The organism is Staphylococcus sp. GDY8P131P, assembly GCF_017891975.1.
Lineage (GTDB): Bacteria > Bacillota > Bacilli > Staphylococcales > Staphylococcaceae > Staphylococcus > Staphylococcus nepalensis.
In genome coordinates, this window is the sequence record NZ_JAESKF010000010.1 from 108,502 (window position 1) to 121,175 (window position 12,674).

Genomic DNA, 12,674 nt, shown 5'->3' on the forward strand with positions numbered 1-12,674 from the left:
TTCATTGCTACTGAGCTTTTTATATTAATTGAGTTATAAATGCTTAATGCTGTTCATTTGTATCATGTTTTGAAGATTTTATTACCATGTCAAACAATACTACAAGGATTGTAAATACAACAGCACCTACAATAGGAGCGATTAAGTTAAGTGTGCCCCCACCAGCAAGACTGTTAAGTACGAAATTTGTCATTTGTAATAAAAGTATAGCCCAAATTAACACTGCGAGGTATTTCATTATGTAATGCCTCCAATTTAATATATATATTTTCATTATAAATAAGAAAGCGCTATTTGTATAGTAGTAATTCATATAGCTAGAATTTTCATTGTACTCATATTTGCTTTAAATTATAATAAAGCATGTAATTTGATTATTGTACAGTTGAAGTTCTTGTATTGGAATTGTGTATTATGTTAAATTAATACCTGGTATTAAAAAATTATTAAGAAGGTGTACAACGATGGACGTGGGTATCAAAGGTTTCGGTGCATATGCACCTGAAAAAGTTGTAGAAAATGCCTATTTTGAAACATTTTTAGAAACATCAGATGAATGGATTTCAAAAATGACAGGTATCAAACAAAGAAGATGGGCTGATGAAGATGAAGAAACTTCTGATTTAGCTTATCAAGCTAGTGTTAGAGCAATCAAAGATGCTGGTATTGAACCAACAGATATAGATATGATTATTGTTGCGACTTCTACAGGAGATTTTCCATTTCCAACTGTGGCCAATATATTACAAGACAGACTAGGTATTGGCAAAGTTGCTTCTATGGACCAATTAGCTGCTTGTAGTGGTTTTATGTATGCAATGATTAATGCGAAACAATTTGTACAATCAGGCGATTATAAAAATGTTCTAGTTGTAGGTGCAGATAAATTATCAAAAATTACTGACTTTACTGATCGTTCGACAGCTATTTTATTCGGTGATGGGGCTGGTGCAGTCGTTATTGGAGAAGTGTCAGAGGGACGAGGTATTTTAAGCTATGAACTCGGTTCAGATGGTTCAGGCGCTGAATACTTATATTTAAATCCAGATAACGGTAAAATATTTATGAATGGACGTGAAGTATTTAAATTTGCTGTTAGAATTATGGGTGAAGCGTCTAATAACGCTGTAGCTAAAGCGAATTTAGAACCAGAAGATATAGATATGTTCATACCACATCAAGCAAATATTAGAATTATGGAGTCTGCAAGAGAACGATTAGGTATTCCAAAAGAGAAAATGAGTGTATCAGTAGATAAATTTGGTAATACTTCAGCAGCTTCAATTCCCTTAAGTATCGCTCAAGAGTTAGAAAATGGTAGAATTAAAGACGATGATGTCTTAGTATTAGTAGGATTTGGTGGCGGTCTTACTTGGGGCGCTGTAACTATAAGATGGGGAAAATAGGAGGATAATATATGAGCAAAGAACAACGTGTTGTAATAACAGGAATGGGTGCATTATCACCAATTGGTAATAATGCAAAAACTACATGGGAAAATGCACTAAATGGCGTAAGCGGTATTGATGAAATTACACGTTTAGATACATCGGCATATAAAGTCCATTTAGCTGGAGAACTCAAAGACTTCGATATAGAAGATCATATAGATAAAAAAGAAGCACGTCGTATGGATCGATTCACTCAATATGCGGTAGTTGCTGCAAGAGAAGCTGTAAATGATGCGAGATTAGATATTAATGCAAACACAGCCGATAGAATTGGTGTTTGGATCGGTTCTGGCATTGGCGGTATGGAAACATTCGAATTGTCACATAGCCAATTGTTAGAACGTGGCCCTAGACGTGTAAGTCCTTTCTTTGTACCAATGTTAATTCCAGATATGGCAACAGGACAAGTTTCTATTGATTTAGGTGCAAAAGGACCTAACGGTGCTACTGTAACGGCATGTGCGACAGGTACTAATTCTATCGGAGAAGCATTTAAAATCATCCAACGTGGTGATGCAGACGCTATGATTACAGGCGGAACTGAAGCTCCTATCACCCATATGGCAATAGCTGGCTTTAGCGCAAGTCGTGCGTTAACAACGAATGACGATAAAGAAACAGCATGCCGTCCATTCCAAGAAGGTCGTGATGGGTTTGTAATGGGTGAAGGCGCAGGTATCATTGTACTCGAATCTTTAGAGTCAGCTAAAGCACGTGGCGCAGAAATTTATGCTGAATTAGTAGGGTATGGCTCAACAGGCGATGCTTACCATATTACAGCACCAGCACCAGAAGGTGAGGGCGGTTCACGTGCAATGCAAGCTGCAATGGATGACGCTGGTATCGAAGCTAAAGATATACAATATTTAAATGCGCATGGTACAAGTACGCCAGTCGGAGATTTAACAGAGATTCAAGCGATTAAAAATACTTTCGGCGAAGCAGCTAATGCACTAAAAATCAGTTCTACCAAATCCATGACTGGACATTTATTAGGCGCAACAGGTGGTTTAGAAGCTATATTCTCAGCTTTATCTATTAAAGAGGGACGTATTGCACCAACAATCCATGCCGTATCACCAGATCCAGAATGCGACTTAGATATTGTGCCTAATAAAGCTGAAGATCTAGATATTACTTATGCGATGAGTAATAGTTTAGGATTTGGTGGGCATAACGCAGTGCTCGTTTTAAAGAAATTTAACGATTAGTTTTTTCTGTATTTATAAACATATAAAGTTTTGCTACAAAATTGGGACATAAACGTATCAAATATTTATAAAACGAATGGTTTTTACGTAAACAAAGTAAAAACCATTCGTTTTTTATTGTAAAAAATATTCGCTATGCGTTTGGTGCAGTTTATTCACTTATGAAACGCTTGTTCGCTCTATAATAATTATTAAGACTAAACTGATTTTTGATGAAATTTGAGCTTTTTGTCTACCCATTCCTGCCAGAGTGGACAGCAAAATTTATAAGAAAATAGTTTTTCGTCCAACTTTTTTGAATATATTAAAATTCTTAGTTTACAGTTAAGTTTAAAATGTTAAAGTTATTCTTATATTAATAAAACACATATTAAGAGTCAGGAGAATGAGGATGAAAAAATTTCTAACATTGTCAACCACGCTAAAGACAAGATTAATAGCAGATTTCATCTTGATTGTGGCAAGTCAAGCAATTCTCCCTTTTTTGGCATTATATTTAACGAGTAAAGTTAGCGCAGTTTTTGCAGGTACATTCTTAATTGCGAACATTATAGTGAATTTTTTTATGTCTTTTGTTGGTGGCTACATTGGTGATAATTATAATAGAAAGAAAGTAGTGAATTATGTACATGCATTTTATGCTGTATGCTTAATTATTTTAAGTGTTACGGTCACTATGGATGGCATCGGCTTAGTCGTATTTTGTGTAACAATCTTTATTTTTCAAATGTTATTTGCTGCAAGTGAACCTATATTTGAGGCAGCAATTATGGACGCAATTTATGAAGAAGTAAGAGAGTTCGTGTATCAATTTAATTATTGGATGTTTAATATAAGCACGGGCTTAGGTATGTTGCTAGGTGCCTTGCTTTATTTGGAACATAAACATTTATTATTTATTATGTTTTTTATTGCCATGTTAATCAGTTGGTTTTTATTTGAAAAATTCTATGACGTTGAACAAATTTATGCTCATAAAGATGAATTATCTTCTAAATTCAAAGATTTTTTGAAAAGTTACCATACTGTTATCAAAGACAAGTATTATATGATTTTTAACTTAGGGTATATGTTTGTCTTAATGGCAGAATTAAGTCTAAATTCTTATGTAATTGTTAGGTTAAAAAAAGATTTCGAACCTTTCACGTTCTTAGAATTTTATATTGATGGTGTCAGGATGTTTACAGTTATTATGATTATTAACACATTGGTTGTAGTTACACTTACGTTTACAGTGAATCGTTTAATCACTGGCACTTCTAAAAAATATATATTTGTATTGGGGATTTTGTTATATACAGTAGGTTATAGTTTGATTACAGCTTCGAACTCATTTTTATTGTTATGTATTTTTGCAGTTATAGCTACGTTAGGTGAATTAATATATTCTCCGATTCAAAATGCCCAAAGATTTTTAATGATACCAAATGACCAACGTAGCACATACGCTACTTTTAGTATGGTTTCATTTTTTGGAGCGAATATTTTGTCGCGCTTTGGTCTTATTCTCGGTGCTTTTTTATTACCATGGATGATGTCAATTTATGTAGCTAGTGTAGTTTTAATAGGTTTTGTCTTATTATATTATGCATTATTCTTTAATCCCAACATTGAATCTAATTAAAAGACTGTATTAGTTATATCATAGCAATCGCTACGATATCTAATGCAGTCTTTTTATATGGCAAACGATATCAAAATTGAAACCGCAATATACACAAGATTACAGATAAATCCTATTTTAACCCAAGGTGAGACGATATAGACATCCTTTTTAACTTTAGTTGGTTTGAAAAATTCATCTTCGTCTAAGGTATGTCTATGTTTTTTTCTGGTTAGTTGATACTTCAACCTTCTAAAGCCAAAGCTTGTTGGATCTAATATGCCCTCTTGTGTAATTAAAATGATAAAGAAAATGATCGCTAAAATCATGGAAATATAAAAAGTGACGTTAATCAAATTTATCCAAGTGTGTGCTGTGAACAACCATAAAATAAATGAAAGTAAGGGGGTGAACAGTAAATATATGATGATATGTTGTAAATATTTCATGTTGTGTCCTCCTAAAAAGAATTAAATTAATTGTAACTTAAAGTAACTAAAAAATGAATAAAAATAACTATAAATTCGTTAGCTACAGTATTTAATTAAATGAATAAAAAATATCCATTTTTAATAACTTTAATAAAGTAACGCAATAGAATATTGCTTAAAACCATAACAAAACGTATAATGTTATTAAATATTCTGAATATTGTGAAGGGAATGTTTATTTCGAAATTAAAGGGGGATAAGATATGCTTAAATATGTCTTAAAACGATTAGGGTATATGGTTCTATCGTTATTCATCATTATTACCATTACTTTTTTCTTGATGAAGCTTATGCCAGGTTCACCATTTAACGATGAAAAATTAAATGAAGAACAGAAGCAAATTCTAAATGAAAAGTATGGTTTAAACGATCCAGTACCTGTTCAGTATGCCAGTTATTTGAAGAATGTTGTTACGGGGGACTTTGGTAACTCATTCCAATACGATAACCAACCAGTGTGGGATTTAATAAAACCAAGACTATTACCATCTTTAGAAATGGGATTAACAGCGATGGTAATTGGCGTTATACTAGGTCTTATTTTGGGGGTCATTGCCGCAGTCCGGCAAAACACTTGGGTTGACTATACAGCGACAGTTATTTCAGTTATCGCAGTGTCAGTACCATCATTTGTATTAGCAGTGTTATTACAATATGTGTTTTCTGTAAGATTACAGTGGTTCCCTGTAGCCGGGTGGGAAGGTATTTCTACAGCGGTATTACCATCTTTAGCACTTTCAGCAGCAGTATTAGCAACGGTGGCAAGATACATAAGAGCAGAAATGATAGAAGTATTAAGTTCAGATTATATCTTACTAGCACGTGCGAAAGGTAATTCAACTATGAGAGTATTATTTGGTCATGCGTTAAGAAACGCATTGATTCCAGTAATTACAATTATTGTCCCTATGTTAGCAAGTATATTAACTGGGACTTTGACCATTGAAAATATTTTTGGTGTGCCAGGTTTAGGGGACCAATTCGTAAGATCGATTACCACGAATGACTTCCCAGTTATCATGGCAACAACGATTTTATTCAGTACACTATTTATCGTTTCTATATTCCTTGTAGATATATTATATGGTGTCATTGATCCACGTATACGTGTACAAGGGGGTAAAAAATAATGGCTGATAATAAAAATGAAAAAGTAAACAAAGACTATTCAAATGCAGTTATGACACATACCTCAGAAGCAATCCCAGCATCAGATTTTATTAGAAGCAACAATGATATGGAAAAAGAACCAGAAATCCAAAGAGAAAGTAAAAACTTTTGGCAGGATGCATGGTCACAATTAAAAAGAAATAAATTAGCAGTGGTCGGGATGATTGGTTTAATTATAATTGTCATACTCGCTTTAGTTGGACCTTTATTAAGTTCACATGATTATGCGGAACAGGATGTTGATAGACGTAATCTACCAGCTAAAATACCTGTATTAGATCAAATTCCTTTTTTACCATTTGATGGTGAAGGTGCACAGGGTGTAGATGCTTATAAAGAAGCGAGCGTTAATGAAAATTTCTGGTTTGGGACAGACCAACTCGGTAGAGATTTATGGTCGCGTACATGGCAAGGTGCACAAGTATCATTATTTATTGGTGTTGTCGCTGCATTACTAGATATTTTTATAGGTGTTATTTATGGTGCGATTTCCGGATTCTTTGGTGGACGGCTTGACAACGTCATGCAGCGTATTATTGAAATCGTTGCATCAATACCAACATTGATTGTAGTTATTCTATTCGTGTTAATCTTCGAACCATCCATATGGACTATCATACTAGCGATGGCAATCACTGGATGGATAGGCATGAGTCGTGTAGTACGTGGAGAATTCTTAAAATTAAAAGAGCAAGAATTTGTATTAGCTTCACAGACACTAGGAGCATCTAAGCTCAAACTTATATTTAAACATATCTTACCTAATACTTTAGGCGTTATTGTTGTTACATCCATGTTTACAGTACCGAATGCTATCTTCTTCGAAGCGTTCTTAAGTTTTATTGGTATTGGGGTGCCAGCGCCGGGGACGTCGCTTGGTTCATTAGTGAATGAAGGTAGGGCAATGTTACTGATTCATCCACATGAATTATTTATACCGGCAGTTATTTTAAGTTTATTAATTTTATTTTTCTATCTATTTAGTGATGGATTACGGGATGCATTTGATCCTAAAATGCGTAAATAAAAAAGGGGGCAACATTTATGTCAGAAAGAATATTAGAAGTTAACGATTTGCATGTTTCCTTTGATATTGACGCAGGGGAAGTGCAGGCAGTACGTGGGGTGGATTTCTATCTAGATAAAGGAGAAACGCTTGCAATCGTTGGTGAATCTGGTTCAGGGAAATCAGTGACAACCAAAGCTATTACGAAACTATTCCAAGGTGATTCAGGAAGAATTAAAAAAGGCGCGATCAATTTTTTAGGTGAAGATTTAGCTGAAAAATCAGAAGAAGAATTAATTAAATTACGAGGTAAAGATATTTCTATGATATTTCAAGATCCAATGACTTCGCTCAACCCTACTATGAAAATAGGTAAGCAAGTCATGGAACCTTTGATTAAACACAAACATTACAATAAAGCAAATGCTAAAAAACGAGCATTAGAAATATTAAATTTAGTTGGATTACCCAATGCTGAAAAGCGTTTTAACGCGTACCCACATCAATTCTCAGGTGGACAAAGACAGAGAATTGTTATCGCAACTGCGCTTGCGTGTGAACCAAAGGTTTTAATTGCAGATGAGCCGACAACAGCGCTTGATGTGACAATGCAAGCACAAATATTAGAATTGATGAGAGAATTGCAAAGCAAAATCAGTACTTCGATTATTTTCATTACACACGACTTAGGTGTCGTTGCTAATATAGCAGACAGAGTAGCTGTTATGTATGGTGGACAAATGGTTGAAACAGGGGACGTAGATGAAATATTTTATGATTCTAAACATCCATATACATGGGGATTATTATCATCAATGCCTGATTTGACTACCGGTGTTGAAACAGAATTATTAGCCATTCCAGGCACGCCGCCAGATTTATTACATCCACCGAAGGGTGATGCTTTCGCTGAACGTAGTCAATATGCATTAGATATAGATTTTAAGACACCACCACCATGGTTCAAAGTGTCGGATACACACTTTGTAAAATCATGGTTACTTGACGAACGCGCGCCTTATATTGACCCACCAGAAATGGTGCAAAAACGTTTGCGTAAGATGCCTAATAATTACGATAAACCGCAACAGGTAGAAAGGGTGGCGTTTGATGATGCAAAATAAAGAGATACTCCTGCAAGTAAAAAATGTTAAACAGTATTTTAATGAAGGAAAACGTAACGAAGTACGCGCAATTGAAGATATATCATTTGATATATTTAAAGGGGAAACATTTGGCTTAGTAGGTGAATCGGGTTGTGGTAAATCTACAACCGGTAAAGCAATTATTAAGTTGAATGATATAACAGATGGAGAAATTCTTTACGAAGGGGTGGATATTCAAAAAATAAAAAATCGTAAAGATTCATTAAAATTCAACAAAAAGATGCAAATGATTTTTCAAGATCCATATGCTTCCTTAAACCCAAGATTAAAAGTCATGGATATTGTTGCAGAAGGCATAGATATTCATAAGCTTACAAGTAGCGTAAAAGATCGTAAGAAGAGAGTATATGATTTATTAGAAACAGTAGGACTTAGTAAAGAACATGCTAATCGTTACCCCCATGAATTTTCTGGTGGTCAAAGACAACGTATTGGTATTGCCCGTGCTTTAGCTGTGGAGCCTGAATTTATTATTGCAGATGAGCCTATATCAGCATTAGACGTATCAATTCAAGCCCAAGTTGTCAACTTATTATTGAAATTGCAGCAAGAACACAACATCACTTTTCTATTTATTGCCCATGACCTTTCCATGGTTAAGTATATTTCAGATAGAATCGCAGTTATGCACTTTGGTAAGATTGTTGAATTGGGTTCTGCAGATGAAATATATAACAATCCAATGCATCCATACACTAAATCTTTACTTTCAGCTGTGCCACAACCAGATCCTGAAAGCGAACGTTCACGTAAAAGAACAGTGTACAAAGAAGATATTTCAAACAATGATAAACGTTCATTAAATGAAATACAACCAGGACATTATGTATTTACAACAGATGAAGAAGCAGAGACGTTAAAATCTGAAACACACGCACCATCTGTTTAGGGAAGGGGGATTCATATGAAGAGGATTAAGCTATTGATAGCGCTACTGGCTTTAGCCGTAATTGCTGCGGGATGTAGTAGCGCTGAAGGTATTTATTCAGACAAAGGACAGGTATTTAGAAAAGTTATTCCACAAGACATTTCTTCTTTAGATACAGCCTTAGCAACAGATACGGTATCGTTTGATTTATATAATCAAGTGTATGAAGGATTATATACATTAGATAAAAATGATAAGGCGCAACCAGGCGTTGCTAAAGAGATGCCTAAGAAAAGTAACGGTGGCAAGACGTTAACTATCAATTTACGTAAAGATGCTAAATGGTCTAACGGAGACCCAGTTACGGCACATGATTTTGAATACGCTTGGAAAAGGGTTGTTGACCCAGATACAGCTGCAGAATATGCTTACATAATGTATGATATTAAAAATGCTGAAGACATTAATATGGGAAAAAAAGATATTGATGACTTAGGGGTAACAGCTTTGGACGATCATACGTTGAAGGTTGAATTAACAAAACCAATTCCATATATTAATGAAATGTTTGCTTTTGGGGCGTTTATGCCACAAAATGAAAAAGTTGTGAAAAAGAACGGCGAACAATATGCAACAACTGCAGATAAAACTGTCTTTAATGGCCCTTTTAAAGTTAAAGATTGGAAAGTGGAAGATAAAATACAACTTGTTAAAAATGAAGATTATTGGGATAAAAAGGCAGTTAAACTAGATCGAGTTAACTACAAAGTGTTAAAAGACCAACAAGCAGGCGCTTCTCTTTATGACACAGCATCTGTTGATGATACGACGATTACCGCTGATCAAGTAGATAAATACCAAGATAATCCAGGATTGAAAAAACGTTTATTAGCTAGTACATTCTATATTAAAATGAACCAAGACAATGTGCCTGAATTTAAAAATAAAGATTTGAGATTAGCCATTGCGCAATCTATCAATAAAGAGGGGTATGTGAATTCAGTAAAAAATAATGGTTCAGAAGCGACAGATGGGTTTACTGCTAAATTAACGGCAGACACACCAGATGGTAAAGATTTTGCTGATTCAATTGATTCACCGCTTACTTATAATCCAAAAGCAGCAAAGCAACATTTTGAAAAAGCGAAAAAGGACTTAGGAATTAAAGAATTAACATTTACGATGAATACTGAAGATACACCAGACGCAAAAATTTCAGCAGAATATATTAAAGCGCAAGTAGAAAGTACCTTACCAGGCGTCACTTTGAAGATTAAACAATTACCATTTAAACAACGTTTAAACCAAGAATCATCTGAAACGTTTGAAGCATCACTATCAGGTTGGGGGCCTGATTACCCAGATCCACTGACATTTTTAAATATTATGACAACGGGTAATGCGCAAAATAATACTGCATGGAGCAGTGAAAAATATGACCAACTCGTTAAAGATGCAAATGGTAAGTTATTGAAAAAACCTGAAGAACGGAACGCAGCGATGAAAGAAGCAGAAGAATTATTACTAAATGATGCCCCAGTTGCACCTGTTTATCAAAAAGGAGAAGCACACTTAACGAATCCACAAGTTAAAGGTTTGATTTATCATCAAATCGGTGGGGACACTTCATTAAAAGATGTGGAAATTGATAAGTCAATTGACCGTGAAACAGGTAAAAAGAAATAGACTGTAGATATCATAAAGACACGCAATCTTAAAAAGTGATTGCGTGTCTTTTCATTTAATTACAAGTTATCTTTTACGACCTAATCCCATAGCTTTTTCCATTTTTTTCAATGTTTTAAATGAAGCTTTTTGGGCTTTATCTCTACCATTATCTAAAATTGTATCTAGTTCATCAGAGTTAAAATAATACTCATATTTTTCTTGGAAATTCGTTAAAAAGTCTTTAACAATAGCTGCTAAATCAGCTTTGAATTCACCGTAATTAGAATCTTTATATTTTGTTTGAAGTGTTTCAATTGATGTATCAGTTAAACTTGAATAGATAGATAGTAGATTAGAAATACCTGGTTTATTATCACGATCAAATTTAATGATACCATCTGAATCAGTTACTGCACTTTTAATTTTTTTAGCGCCCACGTTAGGTTCATCTAATAATGAAATGTAATTTTTTTGGTTATCATCACTTTTACTCATTTTTTTAGTTGGATCTTGTAAGCTCATGACACGCCCGCCAACTTTAGGCATTCGTATTTCAGGCTTGATGAGTACATCGTTATAACGAGAATTAAATCGGTCTACTAAGTTTCTAGTTAATTCAATATGTTGTTTTTGGTCATCTCCAACAGGAACGATGTTTGTATTATAAATAACGATATCCGCTGCCATTAACGGTGGATATGTAAGCAATCCAGCAGGTATACCTTCAGTTTGTTTTACTGCTTTATCTTTAAATTGTGTCATACGTTCTAATTCGCCAATAGATGAGATAGTTGTTAACATCCAACTTGCTTGAACGTGCGCTGGGACCTCAGATTGTATAAACAACGTTGATTTTTCCGGATCAATACCTGAAGCTAGATAAATTGCTGCTAACTGTCTTGTTTGTTTACGTAGTTTTAAGCGATCTTGTGGGATCGTAATTGCATGTTGATCCACGATGCAGAAGAAACAATTGTAATCGTCTTGGACTTCACCAAATTGTTTCAACGCACCAATATAGTTACCAAGCGTTGGAATACCGCTGGGTTGGATACCAGAAAATAAAGTTTCCATTTTTTGATGCCTACCTTTTTAATAATTTAATTTTATATACTTTAGTATTAGTATAACAGTATTTCAATCATTTGTAAGTTATGTTAAACTATATACATATCAATATTTCTAACTAAATTGATTGGGAATTACGCCTATTTGAAATTTTTTTTAAAAAATTAGAGAATTCTCATTTAATTTTAATGTTGAAAGGGTATACTTTAATTGTAAGGTTAAGAGAGCTAAAAATCACTTAGAAGATTCTTAATCATATAAATATTGAAATCTAATGAATTCATATTCATGAAAAATAGGAGAGTGAGATGTATGGTAACATTATTTACTTCACCAAGTTGCACATCTTGCCGTAAAGCGAAAGCATGGTTACAAGAACATGACATTCCGTATACGGAGCGTAACATTTTTTCAGAACACTTAACAATTGATGAAATCAAACAAATTTTAAAAATGACTGAAGATGGAACAGACGAAATTATATCTACTCGTTCTAAAACGTACCAAAAATTAAATGTAGATATCGATGCTTTACCACTTCAAGACTTATATTCAATTATTCAAGATAACCCAGGCTTGCTAAGACGCCCGATTATCTTAGATGATAAGCGTTTACAAGTTGGCTATAACGAAGACGAAATTAGACGTTTTTTACCTAGAAAAGTACGTACCTTCCAATTGCAAGAAGCGCAACGTATGGTTGATTAAATTATAAATAGAACGAAGACGGCCATGAAGTAATGTTGACATAATATTACTTTGTGGTTTTGTTGTATTTACCATAACAGATAGCCATATACTTGCGTCAAACAAAGCGATTATTTAATTGTGAATAATTAGTGACATAAGTCAAACAGCACGCTGTATAAAGTGCTGTTTTTTTGGCTTCTAAAAGGGTATATGTTATTATAAGAGACCAAATAGAAAATAGTAAAAATTAATCAAACAAATCAATTGTAATTCTTACTAGGT

Annotated in this window: 12 protein-coding genes; 9 read left to right on the forward strand and 3 right to left on the reverse strand. The window is 34.0% G+C overall.

Features of this window, described 5'->3' with window-relative positions; translation table 11 throughout:
- Positions 1 to 43 precede the first annotated feature (43 nt).
- Positions 44 to 238, reverse strand: coding sequence for a DUF2929 family protein (locus KA894_RS09965; protein WP_119488071.1), 195 nt, complete (start codon positions 236 to 238; stop codon positions 44 to 46).
- A 226-nt stretch (positions 239 to 464) separates the two neighbouring features.
- Here KA894_RS09965 and KA894_RS09970 point away from each other — a divergent pair, with 226 nt between their 5' ends.
- The 3 genes from KA894_RS09970 (at position 465) to KA894_RS09980 (ending at position 4,286) form a co-directional block, all read left to right on the forward strand.
- Positions 465 to 1,406 (forward strand): beta-ketoacyl-ACP synthase III, encoded by a 942-nt coding sequence (locus KA894_RS09970; RefSeq protein ID WP_107644549.1) that lies wholly within the window; start codon positions 465 to 467, stop codon positions 1,404 to 1,406.
- 11 nt (positions 1,407 to 1,417) lie between these two features.
- Entirely contained in the window at positions 1,418 to 2,662 is a 1,245-nt protein-coding gene (gene fabF / locus KA894_RS09975) for a beta-ketoacyl-ACP synthase II (protein ID WP_096810488.1), read from the forward strand.
- A 391-nt stretch (positions 2,663 to 3,053) separates the two neighbouring features.
- On the forward strand, positions 3,054 to 4,286 hold the full coding sequence (locus KA894_RS09980) for an MFS transporter (RefSeq protein WP_107644550.1): 1,233 nt from the start codon (positions 3,054 to 3,056) through the stop codon (positions 4,284 to 4,286).
- Positions 4,287 to 4,339: 53 nt separating this feature from the next.
- Here KA894_RS09980 and KA894_RS09985 read toward each other — a convergent pair whose 3' ends face one another.
- Positions 4,340 to 4,714: a DUF3899 domain-containing protein gene (locus KA894_RS09985; RefSeq protein WP_115342320.1), complete on the reverse strand. Its 375-nt coding sequence runs from the start codon at positions 4,712 to 4,714 to the stop codon at positions 4,340 to 4,342.
- Positions 4,715 to 4,959: 245 nt separating this feature from the next.
- Here KA894_RS09985 and opp3b point away from each other — a divergent pair, with 245 nt between their 5' ends.
- Genes opp3b through KA894_RS10010 form a run of 5 tightly spaced genes read left to right on the forward strand, consistent with a single transcriptional unit; the run spans position 4,960 to position 10,652 of the window.
- On the forward strand, positions 4,960 to 5,886 hold the full coding sequence (opp3b, locus tag KA894_RS09990; protein ID WP_096810485.1) for an oligopeptide ABC transporter permease: 927 nt from the start codon (positions 4,960 to 4,962) through the stop codon (positions 5,884 to 5,886).
- Entirely contained in the window at positions 5,886 to 6,953 is a 1,068-nt protein-coding gene (opp3C, locus tag KA894_RS09995; protein WP_107644298.1) for an oligopeptide ABC transporter permease, read from the forward strand. Before opp3b ends, opp3C begins: the two co-directional genes overlap by 1 nt.
- Before the next feature lie 17 nt (positions 6,954 to 6,970).
- A complete protein-coding gene (locus tag KA894_RS10000) occupies positions 6,971 to 8,056 on the forward strand; it encodes an ABC transporter ATP-binding protein (RefSeq protein ID WP_119488072.1) in 1,086 nt (361 codons plus the stop codon).
- Complete coding sequence (locus KA894_RS10005; RefSeq protein WP_182478047.1) at positions 8,046 to 8,987, forward strand: ABC transporter ATP-binding protein; 942 nt, start codon at positions 8,046 to 8,048, stop codon at positions 8,985 to 8,987. The genes KA894_RS10000 and KA894_RS10005 overlap by 11 nt, the downstream gene beginning before the upstream one ends.
- 15 nt (positions 8,988 to 9,002) lie before the next feature.
- Positions 9,003 to 10,652, forward strand: a complete 1,650-nt coding sequence (locus KA894_RS10010; RefSeq protein ID WP_115342317.1) for a peptide ABC transporter substrate-binding protein — start codon at positions 9,003 to 9,005, stop codon at positions 10,650 to 10,652.
- Positions 10,653 to 10,718: 66 nt separating this feature from the next.
- On the opposite strand, the gene trpS is transcribed toward KA894_RS10010, so the two are convergent.
- Positions 10,719 to 11,708 carry a tryptophan--tRNA ligase gene (trpS, locus tag KA894_RS10015; RefSeq protein ID WP_096810480.1) on the reverse strand — a complete coding sequence of 330 codons (990 nt, stop codon included), beginning with the start codon at positions 11,706 to 11,708 and terminating at the stop codon, positions 10,719 to 10,721.
- A 306-nt stretch (positions 11,709 to 12,014) separates the two neighbouring features.
- Here trpS and spxA point away from each other — a divergent pair, with 306 nt between their 5' ends.
- Positions 12,015 to 12,410 carry a transcriptional regulator SpxA gene (gene spxA, locus KA894_RS10020; protein WP_040030144.1) on the forward strand — a complete coding sequence of 132 codons (396 nt, stop codon included), beginning with the start codon at positions 12,015 to 12,017 and terminating at the stop codon, positions 12,408 to 12,410.
- Positions 12,411 to 12,674: the final 264 nt, after the last annotated feature.

Bases quoted from the DNA above. Each gene is read 5' to 3' on its own strand.
- KA894_RS10010 (WP_115342317.1), top strand. From the start codon at position 9,003: ATGAAGAGGATTAAGCTATTGATAGCGCTACTGGCTTTAGCCGTAATT.
- KA894_RS10005 (WP_182478047.1), top strand. From the start codon at position 8,046: ATGCAAAATAAAGAGATACTCCTGCAAGTAAAAAATGTTAAACAGTAT.
- KA894_RS09980 (WP_107644550.1), top strand. From the start codon at position 3,054: ATGAAAAAATTTCTAACATTGTCAACCACGCTAAAGACAAGATTAATA.
- opp3C (WP_107644298.1), top strand. From the start codon at position 5,886: ATGGCTGATAATAAAAATGAAAAAGTAAACAAAGACTATTCAAATGCA.
- spxA (WP_040030144.1), top strand. From the start codon at position 12,015: ATGGTAACATTATTTACTTCACCAAGTTGCACATCTTGCCGTAAAGCG.
- KA894_RS09965 (WP_119488071.1), bottom strand. From the start codon at position 238: ATGAAATACCTCGCAGTGTTAATTTGGGCTATACTTTTATTACAAATG.
- fabF (WP_096810488.1), top strand. From the start codon at position 1,418: ATGAGCAAAGAACAACGTGTTGTAATAACAGGAATGGGTGCATTATCA.
- trpS (WP_096810480.1), bottom strand. From the start codon at position 11,708: ATGGAAACTTTATTTTCTGGTATCCAACCCAGCGGTATTCCAACGCTT.
- opp3b (WP_096810485.1), top strand. From the start codon at position 4,960: ATGCTTAAATATGTCTTAAAACGATTAGGGTATATGGTTCTATCGTTA.
- KA894_RS09985 (WP_115342320.1), bottom strand. From the start codon at position 4,714: ATGAAATATTTACAACATATCATCATATATTTACTGTTCACCCCCTTA.
- KA894_RS10000 (WP_119488072.1), top strand. From the start codon at position 6,971: ATGTCAGAAAGAATATTAGAAGTTAACGATTTGCATGTTTCCTTTGAT.
- KA894_RS09970 (WP_107644549.1), top strand. From the start codon at position 465: ATGGACGTGGGTATCAAAGGTTTCGGTGCATATGCACCTGAAAAAGTT.